Origin of the sequence: Thiothrix litoralis (genome assembly GCF_017901135.1) — a bacterium.
GTDB lineage: Bacteria > Pseudomonadota > Gammaproteobacteria > Thiotrichales > Thiotrichaceae > Thiothrix > Thiothrix litoralis.
This window is the reverse complement of the sequence record NZ_CP072801.1, coordinates 2,147,614-2,165,378: the sequence shown is the minus strand read 5'-3', so window position 1 is coordinate 2,165,378 and position 17,765 is coordinate 2,147,614. Positions and strand designations below refer to the sequence as shown.

General features: G+C 54.6%; 14 protein-coding genes. 13 read left to right on the top strand and 1 reads right to left on the bottom strand.

Going from position 1 to position 17,765, the window contains the following annotated elements:
- Positions 1 to 6: 6 nt before the first annotated feature.
- From fabZ to J9253_RS10435, 6 genes are read left to right on the top strand one after another with little or no spacing between them, the layout of a single operon-like run.
- Positions 7 to 459, top strand: coding sequence for a 3-hydroxyacyl-ACP dehydratase FabZ (fabZ, locus tag J9253_RS10460; protein WP_210220967.1), 453 nt, complete (start codon positions 7 to 9; stop codon positions 457 to 459).
- Positions 460 to 464: 5 nt separating this feature from the next.
- Entirely contained in the window at positions 465 to 1,235 is a 771-nt protein-coding gene (gene lpxA / locus J9253_RS10455; RefSeq protein WP_210224593.1) for an acyl-ACP--UDP-N-acetylglucosamine O-acyltransferase, read from the top strand.
- 3 nt (positions 1,236 to 1,238) lie between these two features.
- A complete protein-coding gene (lpxB, locus tag J9253_RS10450; RefSeq protein WP_210220966.1) occupies positions 1,239 to 2,393 on the top strand; it encodes a lipid-A-disaccharide synthase in 1,155 nt (384 codons plus the stop codon).
- Positions 2,394 to 2,405: 12 nt separating this feature from the next.
- Positions 2,406 to 2,945, top strand: coding sequence for a hypothetical protein (locus tag J9253_RS10445; protein ID WP_028488136.1), 540 nt, complete (start codon positions 2,406 to 2,408; stop codon positions 2,943 to 2,945).
- Positions 2,945 to 3,517: a ribonuclease HII gene (gene rnhB, locus J9253_RS10440; RefSeq protein WP_028488137.1), complete on the top strand. Its 573-nt coding sequence runs from the start codon at positions 2,945 to 2,947 to the stop codon at positions 3,515 to 3,517. Before J9253_RS10445 ends, rnhB begins: the two co-directional genes overlap by 1 nt.
- Positions 3,518 to 3,531: 14 nt before the next feature.
- Complete coding sequence (locus J9253_RS10435) at positions 3,532 to 5,895, top strand: sugar-binding protein (protein ID WP_210220965.1); 2,364 nt, start codon at positions 3,532 to 3,534, stop codon at positions 5,893 to 5,895.
- On the opposite strand, the gene J9253_RS10430 is transcribed toward J9253_RS10435, so the two are convergent.
- The gene (locus J9253_RS10430) at positions 5,878 to 6,420 is read right to left on the bottom strand and encodes a hypothetical protein (RefSeq protein ID WP_210220964.1); all 543 of its coding nucleotides are present in this window, start codon (positions 6,418 to 6,420) and stop codon (positions 5,878 to 5,880) included. The two genes, J9253_RS10435 and J9253_RS10430, sit on opposite strands and share 18 nt — an antisense overlap.
- A 77-nt stretch (positions 6,421 to 6,497) precedes the next feature.
- Here J9253_RS10430 and J9253_RS10425 point away from each other — a divergent pair, with 77 nt between their 5' ends.
- From J9253_RS10425 to J9253_RS10395, 7 genes are all read left to right on the top strand, one after another.
- Positions 6,498 to 6,836, top strand: coding sequence for a nucleotide pyrophosphohydrolase (locus tag J9253_RS10425; protein WP_210220963.1), 339 nt, complete (start codon positions 6,498 to 6,500; stop codon positions 6,834 to 6,836).
- Positions 6,837 to 7,062: 226 nt separating this feature from the next.
- The gene (locus J9253_RS21330) at positions 7,063 to 7,233 is read left to right on the top strand and encodes a lmo0937 family membrane protein (RefSeq protein WP_407701768.1); all 171 of its coding nucleotides are present in this window, start codon (positions 7,063 to 7,065) and stop codon (positions 7,231 to 7,233) included.
- Between the two features lie 47 nt (positions 7,234 to 7,280).
- On the top strand, positions 7,281 to 7,598 hold the full coding sequence (locus tag J9253_RS10415) for a DUF883 family protein (RefSeq protein WP_210220961.1): 318 nt from the start codon (positions 7,281 to 7,283) through the stop codon (positions 7,596 to 7,598).
- A 4-nt stretch (positions 7,599 to 7,602) separates the two neighbouring features.
- Complete coding sequence (locus tag J9253_RS10410; RefSeq protein WP_210220960.1) at positions 7,603 to 7,884, top strand: hypothetical protein; 282 nt, start codon at positions 7,603 to 7,605, stop codon at positions 7,882 to 7,884.
- Positions 7,851 to 8,069, top strand: coding sequence for a hypothetical protein (locus J9253_RS10405; protein WP_210220959.1), 219 nt, complete (start codon positions 7,851 to 7,853; stop codon positions 8,067 to 8,069). The genes J9253_RS10410 and J9253_RS10405 overlap by 34 nt, the downstream gene beginning before the upstream one ends.
- A gap of 16 nt (positions 8,070 to 8,085) precedes the next feature.
- Positions 8,086 to 9,120: an AI-2E family transporter gene (locus J9253_RS10400; protein WP_210220958.1), complete on the top strand. Its 1,035-nt coding sequence runs from the start codon at positions 8,086 to 8,088 to the stop codon at positions 9,118 to 9,120.
- Positions 9,117 to 17,678: a GH36-type glycosyl hydrolase domain-containing protein gene (locus J9253_RS10395; protein ID WP_210220957.1), complete on the top strand. Its 8,562-nt coding sequence runs from the start codon at positions 9,117 to 9,119 to the stop codon at positions 17,676 to 17,678. Before J9253_RS10400 ends, J9253_RS10395 begins: the two co-directional genes overlap by 4 nt.
- The last annotated feature ends 87 nt before the right edge of the window (positions 17,679 to 17,765 follow it).

Here is a 17,765-nt window from a genome sequence, read left to right as displayed (position 1 = left end):
ACCGCTATGGGCACGATGAACGTTGAACAAATTAGAAATTACCTGCCACACCGTTACCCGTTTTTGTTGGTAGACCGAGTGTTGGAATACGAAGTGGGCAAGTCACTGACAGCGATTAAAAATGTCACGGTGAACGAGCCGTGGGTCAACGGGCATTTCCCGCATCAGCCTATCATGCCGGGCGTGTTGATCATTGAAGCCTTGGCACAAGCCACGGGCTTATTGGGCTTCCGCACCATGGGTGAAGAGCCGCAAACCGATACGCTGTACCTCTTGGTGGCAGTCGATAAGGCGCGTTTCAAGCAAGCCGTTGTACCGGGTGACCAGTTGGTGATGAAAGTAGAATTGATCAAGCGCAAAGGCATTATGTGGGTTTTCAGCGCCGAAGCACGGGTTGATGGCAAGCTGGCTGTATCGGCTGAACTCATGTGTGCCGCGAAAAAAGAGACGCCAGCTTGAGTGGTCTGATCCACCCCACGGCGATCGTGCATCCATCCGCGCAACTGGCGGATGGGGTGGAAGTGGGCGCATACAGCATCATCGGTGCGGATGTCAGCATCGGGCGTGATACCCGTATCGGCTCGCACGTGGTGGTGGATGGGCCAACCCGCATTGGCGTAGAAAACCAGATTTACCCGTTTGCTTCCGTCGGTGCCGCCCCGCAGGATAAAAAATTCAACGGTGAACCCACCGAGCTGATCATCGGCGACCGCAATGTTATCCGCGAATGCTGCACCCTGAATCGGGGCACAGTGCAGGACAAGGGTAAAACCGTGCTTGGTAATGATAACTGGATCATGGCCTACGTCCACATCGCACACGACTGCATCATCGGTAACAACACCATTTTTGCCAACAATGCCACCTTGGCGGGGCATGTTGAAATTCGCGACTGGGTGATTCTGGGTGGTTTCACCTTGGTGCACCAGTTTTGCACGCTTGGCGACCACGCCTTTACCGGCATGGGTTCAGCGATTTCCAAAGATGTGCCGCCGTATACGATGGCAACGGGTGCGCCCGCCGAACCGCGCAGCATTAATCTGGAAGGTTTGAAACGACGTGGTTTTAGTACCGAAGCAATTCACCGCATTAAAGAAGCACACCGCATCCTCTACCGCCACAACCTGACCACACAGGAAGCCTTGGCCAAAATCGACGTGGATTATGGCGAGTTTGCCGAAATCCGCCTGCTACTGGATTTTTGCCATAATAGTCAGCGGGGGCTGATTCGTTAAGGCATGAAGCGTATTGCTATCATCGCCGGGGAAGCATCGGGAGATCTGCTGGCAGCACGTCTGATCTTGGCGTTACGTCAGCGTTGCCCGGCACTTCAGTTTGAAGGCATCGCCGGGGTTGAAATGCAAGCCGCCGGTTGCCATAGCCTGTTCCCGCTGGAAAAGCTCTCGGTCATGGGGCTGGTCGAAGTGCTGGTGCATTTGCCTGAGTTGCTCTCCATCCGCAAGCAGTTGTTTGAGCGTTGGCGGGATAACCCACCCGACCTGTTCATTGGTGTGGATGCGCCCGATTTTAACCTCCCCCTTGCTGCCAAATTACACGCCATCGGCATTCCTACTGTGCATTACGTCAGCCCTTCGGTATGGGCATGGCGAGCGAAACGGGTGCGCAAAATGCGCGTTAATATCGACCTGATGCTGACGCTGTTTCCGTTTGAAGTGGATTTTTACCACGAACATGGTATTACCGCCGAGTTTGTCGGGCATCCACTGGCGGATGAGGTGGACTTCGATGCCAGTCGTGGAACTGCGCGGCAACAGCTTGGCCTGCCGTTGGATAAACGCATCCTTGCCATTTTGCCCGGTAGTCGTAGCGGTGAAGTGCGGCGGCTTGCGGCTGATTTCTGGCAGGCTGCCTTGCAATTGCAACAAAAATACCCTGATCTACAGTGCGTAACCCCCGCTGCCAGCCCGCGTTTGCGGCAGGAATTGGAAGCTATCCGCCAACAGACAGCGCCCGGTTTACGCCTGACGGTGCTGGATGGCCAATCACGCACCTTGATGCAAGCAGCCGATTACATCCTGCTGGCTTCTGGCACAGCAGTGTTGGAGGGAATGCTGGCAGGTCGTTTGATGGTGGCCGCCTATCGGGTTGCGCCGTTGACTGCTTGGCTGATCCGCACCTTCAAATTGTTGAAAGTGCGCTTTGTGACTTTACCCAATAATCTAGCGGGCGAGGAACTCGTGCCGGAACTGCTTCAAGAACAGGTGACCCCCGCCCATTTGGTGGTAGCATTGGAAAACCTGTTTACCCTTTCAGCCGAACGTCAGCAGTATACCCTGCAACGTTTTCAGGCTTTGCACCAACAATTGCGAAAAACGGCTAGTGACAGCGCCGCTAATGCTATTCTTACTCATTTTTCGACCACGAAATTCTAGAGACAGCAACACATGGTCTACCTAACCAAACTCAAACACACCGGCTCCGTTATCAGTTCCAGCGATAAGTTCGGGGCGAAAATGTTTGACGTCGCGGCGCGTTATTTTTCCCAGTATGCCCGTGGTATTTTTATTGGCACAGGCAGCGGGGTGGTGGCGCAATATTTCATGCAAGCCCCTGTACCGTTTGCCTTTGTGGAAAAACACCCGGCGTTTGTGCGCCAGTTCCACGAACGTTTCGGGGCAGATACCCCCTTGTTGGCGAAGGACTTTTTCACCTTGCCGATTGATGAAAGCGGGGAAGGTTTAGCCAATTGCGTGATGGTGTCCTGTATGCCAGTGACGGGTATGTTCTATTCCGAAAAGCTGGTGGAGCAATTTCGTGATGCCCTCAATAGTGGCTCAACCATTGTGCAAATGAGCTATACGCCGTTTATTAAGCAAATTCGTTTGTTTGACCGCTTGCAGCGCGAGGGCTTTAAAGTGCAGCGGGTGAGCACGGTGTTTTTCAATATTCCGCCTGCCTCGGTGTTTGTGCTGAGGAAAGCGTAATGCTGATTGCAGGTGTTGATGAAGTCGGGCGCGGGCCATTGGCGGGCGCGGTGGTGGCGGCGGCGGTGATTCTTGATCCGGCTCGCCCGATTGCGGGTTTGAACGATTCCAAAAAGCTGACCGAAAAACGCCGCGAGAAACTGGCGGTGGAAATCCGTGAGAAAGCACTGGCATGGAGTTTGGGGCGAGCGGAAGTGGAAGAAATCGACAGCATCAACATCCTGCAAGCCACCTTTCTGGCAATGCAACGCGCATTGGAAGGGCTGCATATCCAACCCGATCTGGTGAAGATTGACGGCAACCATTGTCCGAAGCTGGCTTATAACATGGAAGCGATTATTGGCGGCGATGCGACGGTTGCGGAAATCAGTGCTGCGTCGATCATCGCCAAAGTAGCGCGGGATGCGGAACTGGTGGCGCTGGATGCGGTGTACCCGGAATATGGGTTTGCCAAGCATAAAGGGTATGGGACGGCGGTGCATTTGGCAGCGTTGCGGGCGTTTGGCGCAACACCCATCCATCGGCGAAGTTTTGCACCGGTTCGGAAAGCCCTAGCCAATACCGAAAAATAACCTAAACTCCCCGGATGCTAAGAAAACCCCTTAAGATCCTACTCATCCTCGCCCTGTTGCTGTTCCTGCTGCAACTCGGCCTGTATCTCTACCACGAATGGCGCAAACCTGAGCCTGTTGCGCCGACTCCCTCGCCGCCCATCGGGAAGGTGGAGTCTCCTGTGATCAAGCAGGAGCCCCTCCTCGGCATCAATACCAATGAAATCAGCTATAACGATGCCAGTATTCCCTTCATTGACCTGTTCCGTTCTGCCAACCCGTTTCAGGAAAACATCCTGCGCTTGAAGGCTGAAAACGTCACCTACGACGCCAACGGTTGGCCGAACAACCTCAATGGCGGCGAAGTGGGAACCCGTTTCCTCGGCGAATTGCCGCCGGATACCATCCCCGCTGGTGAATACACCGTGCTGTACGACGGTGATGGCGAGATTCGCTACGGCAACGATGCAGTGCTGGTTAACCACCAACCGGGGCGCGACACCATCACGCTGGATGCCGGAACCAATGAACGGTTGGATGCCAGCCTGATTATTGCCCGCAGCAACCCGGATGATTACCTGCGCAATATCCGCATCCTGCCGCCCGGCGGCATTTGCCAGAATAACCCGTTCCAGCGCGTCGCCGATGCCAGCGCGTGTTCTGGTAAAACAGGCATGTATTTATCGTTCGTAGACCATTACAGCAGCATTGTTTTCAACCCGGACTATCTGGATTTCATGAAAGACTTCGGCGCTATTCGTTTCATGCCGATGTCGGGGATTACCCGTAACCCGGAAGCGCACTGGCAAGATCGCCCGAGTCTAGACGAAGCCACTTGGGGCGGCACGTATGGTGCACGCGGCACTCCACTGGAAGTCATGGTTGATCTCGCCAACCGCTTGCATAAGGATGCGTGGTTCAACATTCCCCACGCTGCTGATGACGATTACGTGCGCGAATACGCAGCCTACGTGCGTGACCACCTCGACCCGGAACTGAAAATCTACCTCGAATATTCCAACGAAATTTGGAACACCAATTTCAACCACGGTGAATACACCCAGAAAAAAGGCATCGAAATGGCGCTGGGCTTGAATGCTGCTGATGTTGGTTACGAGTATTACACCATCCGCGCCCGTGAAATTTTCGCCGCATGGGAACAGGTGTTCGGCGGGCGGGAACGCTTCGTGCGGGTGCTGGGCGGCTGGGATACGCGCCCAGATTTTGCCGAAAAAATACTGAGTTACGACGATACCTATAAGCAAGTGGATGCGCTGGCGATTGCGCCGTATTTTGGTGGCAATATCAAAGGCTACCGCGAAACCACCACGGTGGATGATGTTTTTGAGCTGACTACGGCAGAAGATTCCTACCGCTCCTTACCAGAAGTGTTGGAAAAAGTGCAGAAACACGCCGAACTGGCCGCCAAGTTTGGGGTGGATTTGCTCGGCTACGAAGGCGGGCAGGGGCTAGTGGACTGGGCAACCCGCAAACCTGATCAGCACCCCAACCCGTTGTTTTTCGCTGCCAATCGTGACCCACGCATGGGCGAGCTGTACACCGAATTCCTGAATGGTTGGGGCAAAGCGGGTGGTAAGCTGATGATGTTATTTTCTGCCCCGCGAATCTGCCAGTGGTACGGTTGCTGGGGTTTGAAGGAATACATTCGCCAGCCGCGTGAGCAAGCACCCAAGTATGCCGCTGTGCTGGATTTTATCGCTCAACATCCTGCGTCTGCGCCAACGTCAACCCCGCCAAAACCAGCACAAAATCCGCTAGCAACAGCACCGCGTAACCCAGATGATCCGGTCATTGTGTGGCGTCCGGCCTTTGATCCAGAGCGGGTATTCTTCATCGAAAATCCCATTACGCTGGATTTGCTGCTGGAAGGCAACGCGTGGGACAAGCGTAACCTGTTTGGTAAATGGCAAGGCCGCTGGGATGATGATTCCCTGTTCCTGACGGTGCGGGTCTACGACAGCAAGCGGGTGTGGGATTCGGAAGATCCTGAGGAGGATGATTCCGTGGGATTCCTGATTGATACCGACAACAGTCGCGATGCCAAACTGGATGGACGCAAGGATTTCCACCTGATTTTTGCCTGTGACCGTGATCAGGTGGTGTTGGCGAAAGACTCCGCACCCTTGTCCGCTGCTGCCTTGCGCAGCATCCGCTTTGATACGCGTGAGCTGTACGATGGCTATGTGCTGGAAGCGTGGATTCCTTGGCAGGCGTTGGGCATGAAACCCGCTATCAAAGATCGGGTAAGCGTCAATGTCGAAGTCAACGACGACGACGATGGCGGTACACGCGACGGCAAGATCGCGTGGATGGCGCAAGATAAACAGGCACTGACCGACCCCAAACAATGGGGGGTGGTGCTATTTAGCGGGCGGTGAAGCATTAATCAGGCGTGGCTTGCTGGATGGTGCGGATGGCGTGGGCAGGTTGTTGGCTTTGGCCTTTTCCTGACGAATGCGCATAACGTAACCACCCAATGCGCCGCCTGCGGTGGTCAGCATCAATAAACCCAGTGTGATGAACTGGGTCAGCAACAGTAAACCACCAATGCCCGCCGCGCCCGCAAATGCCATGCCCACCTTGATATTGGCTTCCGTGGAGGTACGGCGTACCTCCTGCATGGTTTCCTGATGCGCCTGTTTCATCACTCTGGTTTTGGCACGTTCAGCATTCACCCGCAGGGATTCACGCTCTTTAGCGTGGCATTCCTGTAAACGGCTGATGTCATCCTTATGCTTGTGCGCCACGGCTGCGCCCAGCCAGAAGGCGGTGAGCACGCCCACGATCACGACCGGAATCAGCAGCCGCAACCAGCCCCAATTTTCTAGGTCGGTGGGAGCCATCAGCACCAGTGCAACGGTCACTGCCTGTAACAGCAGGATGCCGGGAAGAAATTTCAACACAATGACTATCCTTTTTTATTCTGTCAGGTTCACATTCGCGGATTATAATACGGATTGTGCTTCAATAGGATATCACCATGTTACCGAAAGACCTTGTGGACGAACTCATGCAGTTCCGCGCCGAACGCGACTGGCAGCAATTTCACACCCCACGCAACCTTGCCATTTCGCTTTCCTTGGAGGCGGGCGAAGTGCTGGAGCTGTTCCAGTGGGAAGACCGGCAAGGCGAAGCGCTGGAAAGCGTCATGCCGCGTCTGCGCGATGAAGTGGCCGATGTGGCGGTATACCTCACCTATCTGTGTACTGACCTTGGTATTGATCTGGAAGCCGCCATCCGCGAGAAAATGCTGAAAAACCGGGCGAAGTATCCAGTAGCTTTGTCCAAAGGATCAGCGAAGAAATACACTGAATTGTGAATCGACATTACCCCTGTCATGCATGAGGTATTTCCAGTGATATAACTTGCTATAACAGAAAATATAGCGCTTAATGGAGATAGCCCTTCTTAATATGTTAATTTAGTACACGTAGTGCCGCTTAATACAAACCCTATTAAGCCATTGAAAGCTTTAGATTATTGAGTATTGGCGCGTAAATTATTTTATGTTAAGCGACATTATATCTTAATTCGGTATTTGCCAAATGTCTGGCGAAGTGAGAATTCGTATGCTCGAAACGATTGCAATCATTTTAATTGTCCTTTGGCTGTTGGGGTTTGTGACCTCATACACCATGGGTGGACTCATTCATATTCTATTGGTTATCGCCATCGTGGTTATTCTGGTGCGTGTTATTCAAGGCAGACGCTTATAACCCCTGGCAATCAGGATTCTGATAATTTTCTATAAGGAGAATAAACCATGCCACACCACAAAATAACAGCGACGGAAATTGACTTCCGAGAGGAATTTGACGCACTACGCACCCAAGTAAATGACCTGTTACAGTCCCTGAAAAGCAAGTCCGAAAAAACCGCCGACACCTTGGTTGAAAATATCGAAAGCAAAGCCGAGCATTATCAGGATCAAGCCGAACAAAAGCTGCATGACGTGTACGAAGCTGGTAATGCTGGCTTGCATGATGTAAGTGAGCATGTCCGTAAAAACCCGGTTGCCAGTATGTTGATTGCCTTCGGCGTTGGTTATGCCCTTTTTAAGGTTTTAGGGCAAGGCAAATAAAACCGTGAAAGCCCTGACTGACGTTGTTATTAGTCTATTTGATTTGGCTGAAGCTGAAGGACGTTTGCTACAAAGCAAAGTATTGCAGACCACCAGCCAGATTTTATACCTGATGATTGCCACCTTATTTATCATCGTGGCAGCAGGGCTTTTTATGACTGCCAGCTATCAAGTGCTAAGCCTTTATTTATCGCCAGCAGGCGCTTTATTTATCATGGGAACGGTTTGCTTGCTAGTAGCAGGAGTAATGATATGGTTCACGAGGTATATAAATCGCCAACAGTAGCAGAAGCCAAACAACAATTACGCACCGCATCTGCCAATACTGACTATTTTGATTTTATCAAAAAGCATCCCCTTGAATCACTCGGGGTATCACTTCTGGTGGGCGTTTTATTCGGAAAGCTTAATAAAGGTCAATTATCCCCCAGTTTGTTGGGGTTGGGGGTGCAGTTATTAAAGCATGTTTGAACATTGGATAAATACTATGGAAGGCAATTCGGCCAATACATTGAAAGTTCCCGTATGGGGTATTTTCATCATCAGCATGGGGGTGGTTCTCTACCTTGCCAAATCCATTTTTATTCCGATTGTACTGGCAATCATTGTCTCATTCTTATTGGCTCCTGCGGTCAATTACCTGAGAAAAATGCGTATTCCCAGCACGATTGGCAGTTTTCTGATATTGCTATTGTTCTCCACCTTGATGGTCACGGCATCCAATTATCTTGTCGACCCTGTTGGTGTTTGGGTAGAGCGTTTACCTGCTGAACTGACACATATTGAAGATAAATTGCTCATATTCAAAAGCTCTATTGCCAATATGCGCGAGACGACGGATAAATTCGGGGAAATAGCGGCTGCCGGGAATAATGCCCCGGTACGTGAAGTCGTGATACGTGGGCCAAATATGTTGTTCATGCTGCTGGACAATACCCAATCCTTTTTGGTGTCGGTCGTCTCTTTTGTGATGTTGCTGTACTTCCTGTTGGCCTTTGGTGATTCAACCATCAACAGCGCCAACCAGTATTGGGGCAGCAAGGAATCCAGTGCAACGGTCATCCGCATTGTTCAGGCAGCCCAACAGCAGGTTGGTCACTACCTGTTGCTGATTACTGCCATCAATATCGGCCTTGGCGTACTGGTAGCCCTTGCCATGTGGGCATTGGGTATGCCTAACCCGATTGTTTGGGGAGCCTCCGCCACCGTCCTCAATTACATCCCCTATGTTGGAGCGGCCATTAACCTCGTGATCATCACGCTGGTTTCCTTGCTGACATTCAATCATTTTGGCCAGATATTACTGCCACCCCTAGCCTTGGTGCTGCTGAACCTGCTGGAAGAGTTTGTATTGCCCTTGTTCGTGGGCAAGCTGTTTACCATCGACCCCATCCTGATTTTTCTGTTTATCCTGTTCTTGGGATGGTTATGGGGCATGGCCGGTATTTTCATGGCTGTACCGCTATTGATGATCATGAAAATCGTCTTTGACCAAACCCACCAAGCAAGAGATCCCGCATGAAAGCCAAGCCTAAAACCCTGTTAAGCAGTATCCGTGTCTGGGGGGCGCAATCTTTCCGTGTCAATGCAGTGCGGGATCACACCAAAGAAACCCAACCGTTACGTGCCGAACTCTTCAGCGCCGACCAGATGGAACGCCACGGCAGAACCTTGGCAGACACGCACCACCTCACCCAACAATCGGTGCAGGATCAACTTCTTGACCGCCTCTCTGACAACGAAGCCGTGCTGGTGGAATGTTCCCGCGTGTTAACCGCCACGGTCAGTGCCAACCGCAGGCTCACCCCGGCGGGTGAATGGTTGCTGGACAATTTCTATTTGATAGATGAGCAAATCCGCACCGCCAAACGCCATTTGCCGCAAGGTTACAGCCGCGAACTGCCGCGTTTGTCGGACGGCGTATCCAGCGGATTGCCGCGTGTGTATGACATTGCGCTGGAAAACATTGCACACGGCGATGGGCGCGTTGACCCTGACAGCCTCAGCCGTTTCGTCACGGCTTACCAGAGCGTCACACCCCTCAAGCTGGGGGAGTTGTGGGCAATCCCCATCATGTTACGCTTGGCACTGATCGAAAACCTGCGGCGCATTGCCGCACGGATTACGGCTGACAAAATTGACCAGGATCTGGCCGATACGTGGGCAAATCGCATGGTTGAGGCAGCGGAACAAGACCCCAAAAGCCTGATTATTGTCATTGCGGATATGGCGCGTTCCAACCCGCCGATGACCACCCCGTTTGTGGCGGAATTGGTGCGCCGCCTGCAATGGCAGAGTGCCGCGTTGGGCTTGCCATTGAGCTGGATCGAGCAATTGCTGGCAGAATCACACCTGACCATTGAGCAACTGGTGCAGATCGAAAGCCAGCAACAAGCCGCTGATCAAGTGTCGATCGGCAACAGCATCGGCAGCCTGCGCTTTCTTGGCTCGATGGATTGGCAGGCATTCGTCGAAACCATGAGCGTGGTCGAGCAAACCCTGTGCAACGACCCCGGCAGTGCTTACCGCGCCATGGATTTTGCCACCCGCGACCGCTACCGCCACGTAGTGGAAAAAATTGCCAAATACACCGATTATTCCGAAGGCGAAGTCGCGCAATTAGCCGTGCAATTGGCGCACGCCGCCGCAGCAAGTCATGGCGAAACTGATCGTACCGCACACGTTGGCTTTTACCTGATCGACGCGGGCTTACCCCAGCTCGAACAAGCCGCACAAACACGGCTACCCTTACTCGCGAAACTGCAACGGGTGGTTTGCTGCTTACCTCTGCTCTCCTTTGTGGGCGGTATTGCGCTGCTGACGCTGCTGTTTACCGGCGGTTTATTGCTGCAAGCCCATGCCGAGGGTGTACAGGGTTGGCATCTCGTGCTGCTGGGTATCTTGTCGGCGCTAGCTACAAGCTACCTGTCGGTGGCGCTGGTGAACTGGCTGGCAACCTTGCTGACTACCCCGTATGCCTTACCGCGCATGGACTTTTCCGAGGGTATTCCGCTGCCGTCGCGCACCTTGGTGGTTGTGCCCACTATGCTGAGTAACGCTGCCAGCATTGAAAGCATGATGGAGACGTTGGAAGTCCGCTTCCTCGCCAATCGGGATGCCCACCTGCATTTTGGGCTGTTGACCGATTTTCTGGACGCGCCGGAAGAAGTGCTGGCAGGCGATGCGGCGCTGTTGCAGCTAGCCCAAACGGGCATCGACCATCTGAATGCCAAATATCCGGGCGAATCGGGTGACACTTTCTTCCTGTTTCACCGCCCGCGCCGCTGGAATCCACACGCTCAAGTGTGGATGGGCTACGAACGTAAACGCGGCAAACTGGCGGATTTGAATGCGCTGCTACGCGGCGGTGCAAAAGACGCTTTCGCGCTGATCGTGGGGGACATCACGCCGCTCGCTGGGGTCAAGTACGTGATTACCCTCGACACCGATACCCAGCTTCCGCGTGACGCTGCTCGCCAATTCGTCGGCACGCTGGCGCATCCGCTCAACCACGCGGTTTACGACCCTGCCAAACAACGGGTGACGCAAGGTTACGGCATCTTGCAACCCTGCGTCAGCGTGAGCCTTTCCGCTCCGAACCTGTCGCATTATGCCCGTTTGTATGGCGGCGATTCTGGCATCGACCCTTACACCCGCGCCGTTTCTGATGTGTATCAGGATGTGTTTAACGAAGGCTCGTTCATCGGTAAAGGCATCTACGACGTGGATGCGTTCGAGCAAGCCTTGGGCGAACGGCTGCCGGAAAACCGCATTCTCAGCCACGACCTACTGGAAGGCTGTTATGCGCGATCAGGGCTGCTCAGTGATGTGTTGTTGTATGAAGAATATCCCAACCGTTACAGTGCCGATGTGAACCGTCGGCATCGCTGGATTCGCGGTGACTGGCAGTTACTGGGCTGGTTATTACCCACCGTGTCGGGCTTGGGGCAAAAGCGCCACAAAAACCCGTTGTCGTGGCTGTCACGCTGGAAAGTATTCGACAACCTGCGGCGCAGTCTTACGGCGGCGGCCTTGACGCTGTTGTTGCTGCTGGGCTGGACAGTGTTGCCAGACGCGGGTTTCTGGACGCTGGCAGTGCTGGCGATTTTGCTGATTCCCTCGGTGAGTGCGTCCTTGTTGAGTCTGGTGCGCAAACCGACGGATCTGCTACTGAGCCAACACCTTGCGGCTGAAATGCGGGCGGCGGAAGGGCATTTTTCCCAAGCAGCACTGACGCTGATTTGCTTGCCATACGAAGCCTATTTCAGTCTGGATGCGATTCTACGCACGCTGTGGCGGATGGGAGTTTCCAAGCAACGGCTGCTGGAATGGAACCCGTCGAGCGAAGCCAACCGCGACAGCACCAAGCTGGTGGATACTTACCGCACCATGTGGATTGCGCCATTCATTGCCGTGACCGCTGGCTTGTATTTGGTACTGACCCGCCCGGAAGCCTTGCTGGTGGCAGCGCCTATCCTGCTGGCGTGGTGGTTAGCGCCTGCCATCCTTTGGTGGGTGAGTGAACCACTGGCTCGGCGTACCAGCAAGCTTACACCAGACCAGACCGTGTTTTTGCGGAAGACTGCCCGCAAGACGTGGGCTTACTTTGAGCATTTGGTCGGGGTGCAAGATAACTGGCTGCCGCCGGATAACTATCAGGTGTACCGTGAGGTGGGCGTGGCGCACCGTACTTCGCCGACCAATATGGGCATGGCGTTGTTGGCGAATTTGGCGGCTTACGATTTTGGTTACTTGCCGCTGGGTGGGCTGATTGAGCGCACTGCGAATACGTTACGCACAATGGAGCGTCTGGAGCGTTACCACGGGCATTTTTACAACTGGTATGACACGCAATCGCTGCAACCCTTGTTGCCGATGTACGTGTCCACGGTGGATAGCGGCAATCTGGGTGGTCATTTGCTGACCTTGCAACCGGGGTTGCTGGCTTTGCCGGATCAACCGATTCTGGCGGTGCGTTGGCTGGAAGGCTTGCAAGATACGGTCGGGGTTTTGCTGGATAATACGTCTGATCTGACGCCACCACCCTTGATTCCGCTGCGCACGGCGTTGGAAGCGGCGGCTAGCACGCGCCCAACCACACTCACAGCGGTCAAGCGCTGCTTGGAACACCTCAGCGACCTTGCGGTAGGCGATACCAGCGAATGGGCGCTTGCTTTGGCTTGGCAGTGTCGGGCGCATCTGGATGATTTGCGCCTGCTGGTGCCGGATGGGGTGGGTGATGACTTTGCGGGCATTCCGACCTTGCGGGAATTGTTGCTGATTCCGGCCAGCCGTCAGCAGGCGCAGGAGCGCATCGCGGCGCTGGAACAATTGGCGTTACAGGCCAGTGCTCTGGCGTGTATGCAATACGATTTCCTTTACGACAAGCCGCGCCGCTTGTTTGCTATTGGCTACAACGTGACGGAACGCCACCGCGACGCGAGTTATTACGACTTGCTGGCCTCGGAAGCGCGGCTGTGCAGTTTCGTGACGATTGCACAGCAACAAGTGCCGCAAGAAAGCTGGTTTGCCTTAGGGCGGCTGCTGATTACCACCGATGGCGAGCCAACGCTGCTGTCGTGGAGCGGCTCGATGTTTGAATACCTGATGCCCTTGCTGGTGATGCCAACCTATGCCAATACCCTGATTGACCAGACCTACCATGCAGTGGTGCAACGCCAGATTGCGTATGGCAAGCAGCGCGGCGTGCCGTGGGGTACGTCGGAATCCGGCTATAACATCGTCGATGTGCATCTCAATTACCAATACCGAGCGTTCGGTGTACCCGGTTTGGGGTTGAAACGCGGGCTGGCGGAAGATTTGGTGATTGCTCCGTATGCCTCGGCGATGGCGCTGATGGTTGACCCCGAAGCGGCCTGCCAAAACCTGCAACGCCTCGCGGCTGATGGCATGGTGGGCAAATTTGGCTTTTACGAGGCGGTCGATTACACCCCCTCCCGGCAACGGCGCGGGGAAGAGCGGGTCGTGATCCAGTCGTTCATGGCGCACCATCAAGGCATGAGTTTGTTGGCACTGGCTTATTTGCTGCTGGATCGGCCGATGCAACGCCGTTTTGCGGCGAATCCGCCGTTTCAGGCGACGCTGTTGTTGCTGCAAGAACGCATTCCCAAAGCCACCGCCTTCTATACGCAAGCGGCGGAAGTTTCCGAAATTCTGCTGGCTTCCAGCGAACCGCAAATCCCTATCCGCGTCCTCAATAACCCGAATACGTTGCTCCCGGAAGTGCAGTTGCTTTCCAACGGGCATTATCACGTCATGGTGACCAATGCCGGTGGCGGTTACAGCCGTTGCAAAGATTTGGCTGTCACGCGCTGGCACGAAGACACTACCCGCGATCATTGGGGCACGTTCTGTTACATCCGTGACGTAGCGAGTGGCGCATTCTGGTCAACCGCACATCAACCCACACTGGTTCCGGCAGAGCATTACGAAGCGATTTTCTCGGAAGGTCGTGCGGAATTCCGTCGCCGTGACCACGATTTCGATACGCACCTCGACATTGTGGTGTCGCCGGAAGACGACATTGAATTGCGCCGGGTGCGTATCACCAATGACTCACCGCTACGCCGTACCATTGAAGTCACCAGTTACGCCGAAGTTGTGTTGGCTTCAGCGGCTTCTGACACCTTGCACCCGGCGTTCAGCAAGCTGTTTGTGCAAACCGAAATCGTTGACCCGTTGCAAGCCATTCTGTGTACCCGTCGCCCGCGCGCCCTCGATGAACACAGCCCGTGGCTATTCCATTTAATGGCGGTACATGAAGGCGATTCCAGCGGCATTTCCTATGAAACCGACCGGGCGCAATTCATTGGGCGGGGCAAAACCCTCGTTGCCCCGCACGCCATGACCGCCGTCGATCATCTGTCCGGCAGCGTGGGCGCAGTGCTTGACCCCATCGTCGCCATCCGCCACCGCATTACCCTCGAACCCGAAGCCTCGGTCACGCTCGATATGGTCATCGGCATTGCCGCTACCCGTGAAGCTAGCTTGCAACTGGTGGAAAAATACCGTGACCGCCGCCTCGCTAACCGCGTATTCGATCTGGCGTGGACGCACAGCCAAGTGGTATTACGCCAGCTCAATGCCAGCGAAGCGGAAGCGCAACTCTATGCACGCTTGGCCAATTTAGTGATTTATTCTCACGCCTTGCTGCGGGCGGATGCCAGCACCTTGATCAGCAATCACCGGGGGCAATCCGGCCTGTGGGCGCACGCCATTTCCGGCGACTTGCCGATTGTGCTGTTGCAAATCAAGGATCTGGACAATATCGAGCTGGTACGCCAGTTGGTCAAAGCCCATGCGTACTGGCGCTTGAAAGGCTTAACGGTCGATCTGGTGATCTGGAACGAAGACCGCGAAGGCTACCGTCAGGTGCTGCAAGAACAAATCATGGGGCTGATTGCGTGGGGTGTGGAAGCGCACGTGATCGACCGCCCCGGTGGTATTTTTGTACGCCATGCTGACCAGATTTCCAGCGAAGACCGCATCCTGATCCAATCCGTTGCCCGCGCCATTCTCAGTGACAGCAAAGGTTCGCTGACGGATCAAGTGAATCGCTGGAGCTTGACGGAGGTGCGCGTGCCGCCTTTCAAACCCAGCCGTTATCCTTTCCATGACCCGCAAGCTGTGGGCAGTTTGTTGCCGCGTGACGACCTGATCCTGTTCAACGGCTTGGGCGGCTTCACCGCTGATGGGCGCGAATACGTGATGACCCCCGCCGCCGACCAGACGACACCCGCGCCGTGGGTGAATGTGCTGGCTAATCCTCACTTTGGCACGGTGATTTCCGAGAGCGGACAGGCGTATACATGGCGCGAAAATGCCCACGAATACCGCCTGACCCCGTGGCATAACGACCCGGTGAGCGATTTAAGCGGCGAAGCCCTGTATTTGCGTGATGAAGACAGCGGCGAGTTCTGGTCGCCCACCGCGTTACCGTGTCCGGGAGCGGGGGCGTATATCAGCCGCCACGGTTTTGGCTACAGCGTGTTTGAACACAACGAAAACGGCATTTATTCGGAACTCACGGTGTTTGTAGCGCTGGATGCCTCGGTCAAATTCTCGGTATTGAAGGTGCGCAACGCCTCAGGCCGCACCCGCCAGCTTTCGGCGACGGGTTACGTGGAATGGGTGCTGGGCGATTTAACCCCGAAATCAGCCCCGCATATCATTACCGAATGTACCGCCCCTATCGGCGCATTATTCGCCCGCAACCCTTACAGCATGGAATTTGCGGAACGGGTAGCGTTTTTCGCCGTGGATGATAGGAATCACACCTTCACGGGCGACCGTGCCGAATTCATCGGGCGCAATGGCACGCTGCGTCACCCGGCGGCACTGCAACGGGCTTACCTGTCCGGCAAAGTCGGCGCAGCACTTGACCCTTGCGCGGCTATTCAGGTGTCGTTTGAACTGGCAGCGGGACACGAGCGGGAAATTGTCTTCAAGCTCGGCGCGGGGCGTGATATGCACGATGCTCAAGCCTTGGTGCAACGTTTCCGTGGGGTAGAGGCCACCCGCAATGCCCTCAAACAGGTGCAGGATTATTGGGTAAAAACCTTGAGCACGGTGCAGGTGGAAACGCCCGATGCGGCGGTGAACATGCTGGCCAACGGCTGGCTGTTGTACCAGACGCTGGGTTGCCGTTTGTGGGGGCGCAGCGGTTATTACCAATCCGGTGGCGCATTCGGTTTCCGCGATCAGTTGCAGGATGTGATGGCGCTGGTTCATGCCGAACCGGATAAAGTTCGTGAGCATTTGCTGCTGTGTGCGGGGCATCAGTTTGCGGAAGGCGATGTGCAGCATTGGTGGCATCCGCCATCCGACCGGGGCGTGCGCACCCAGTGTTCCGATGATTATTTGTGGTTGCCGCTGGTGACGTGCCGTTACATCCTGACTACGGGCGACAGGGCAGTGCTGGATGAGCCACGCGGTTTCCTCAGCGGGCGGGCGGTGAATGCCGGGGAAGATTCGTACTACGACTTGCCGGGGCATTCTGCTGAAGTTGCCAGCCTGTACCAGCACTGTGTCCGCGCCATTTTGCACGGCTTGCGCTTGGGTGAACACGGTTTGCCGCTGATGGGGTCGGGCGACTGGAACGATGGCATGAATCTGGTCGGCATCGAGGGCAAGGGCGAAAGCATCTGGCTGGGCTTTTTCCTGTGCGAAGTGCTGGGGCAATTTGCCGAACTGGCACGGCTGCACAATGACATTCCTTTCGCTGAACGTTGCCAGCAGGAACGTTACCAATTGCACCAGAATCTTGAGCGTCACGGCTGGGATGGCGAATGGTATCGCCGCGCTTACTTCGATGACGGCACGCCGTTGGGTTCCAGCACTAACCCGGAATGCCAGATTGATTCGATTGCACAAAGTTGGTCGGTACTCTCCGGGATCGGTTCGCCGGAACGCAGCTTACAGGCCATGCAATCGCTGAATACCCATCTGGTGCGCCGCGATCATGCGCTGGTGCAATTGTTAGACCCGCCGTTCAATACGTCTGACTTGAACCCCGGTTATATTCGGGGCTATGTGCCGGGGGTGCGCGAAAACGGTGGGCAATACACCCATGCCGCGATTTGGGCTGCGATGGCGTTTGCCCGTTTAGGCGACAGCGAACGTGCGTGGGAATTGCTGGGCATGATCAATCCTGTGAACCATGGGACATCCGCAGATGGCATCGCCACCTACAAGGTCGAGCCATACGTGGTAGCGGCGGATGTGTATGGCATTGCACCGCATACCGGGCGTGGTGGTTGGACGTGGTACACCGGTTCGGCAAGCTGGATGTACCGGCTGATCACCGAATCGTTGCTGGGATTGCGGCGCGAAGGCGATAGCTTACGCTTTGAGCCGTGTTTACCGCCAGACTGGGCGGGATTCAAAATGCTGTATCGTTATCGGGAAACGCTTTACCACATTGTGATTTCGCTATTAAACGCTGAAGATAATGACAGTAGGGTGACATTGGATGGTGTGAATCAGCCTGACGGTATTATTCCCTTGCTGGATGACCATATTGAGCATTACGTTGAGGTTAAAATAACCTCTATTTATTGAGTACCTAATGGGCTTGGATAGCTAGGATTATTTTTATTTTTAATGAACTTGATTATTTGATTTTCTCTTTATGATTTGCCTTGCTAT

Coding starts and splice junctions, on each gene's coding strand:
- fabZ (WP_210220967.1), top strand. CDS start 7: ATGGGCACGATGAACGTTGAACAAATTAGAAATTACCTGCCACACCGT.
- lpxB (WP_210220966.1), top strand. CDS start 1,239: ATGAAGCGTATTGCTATCATCGCCGGGGAAGCATCGGGAGATCTGCTG.
- J9253_RS10445 (WP_028488136.1), top strand. CDS start 2,406: ATGGTCTACCTAACCAAACTCAAACACACCGGCTCCGTTATCAGTTCC.
- rnhB (WP_028488137.1), top strand. CDS start 2,945: ATGCTGATTGCAGGTGTTGATGAAGTCGGGCGCGGGCCATTGGCGGGC.
- J9253_RS10435 (WP_210220965.1), top strand. CDS start 3,532: ATGCTAAGAAAACCCCTTAAGATCCTACTCATCCTCGCCCTGTTGCTG.
- J9253_RS10425 (WP_210220963.1), top strand. CDS start 6,498: ATGTTACCGAAAGACCTTGTGGACGAACTCATGCAGTTCCGCGCCGAA.
- J9253_RS21330 (WP_407701768.1), top strand. CDS start 7,063: ATGTCTGGCGAAGTGAGAATTCGTATGCTCGAAACGATTGCAATCATT.
- J9253_RS10415 (WP_210220961.1), top strand. CDS start 7,281: ATGCCACACCACAAAATAACAGCGACGGAAATTGACTTCCGAGAGGAA.
- J9253_RS10405 (WP_210220959.1), top strand. CDS start 7,851: ATGGTTCACGAGGTATATAAATCGCCAACAGTAGCAGAAGCCAAACAA.
- J9253_RS10400 (WP_210220958.1), top strand. CDS start 8,086: ATGGAAGGCAATTCGGCCAATACATTGAAAGTTCCCGTATGGGGTATT.
- J9253_RS10395 (WP_210220957.1), top strand. CDS start 9,117: ATGAAAGCCAAGCCTAAAACCCTGTTAAGCAGTATCCGTGTCTGGGGG.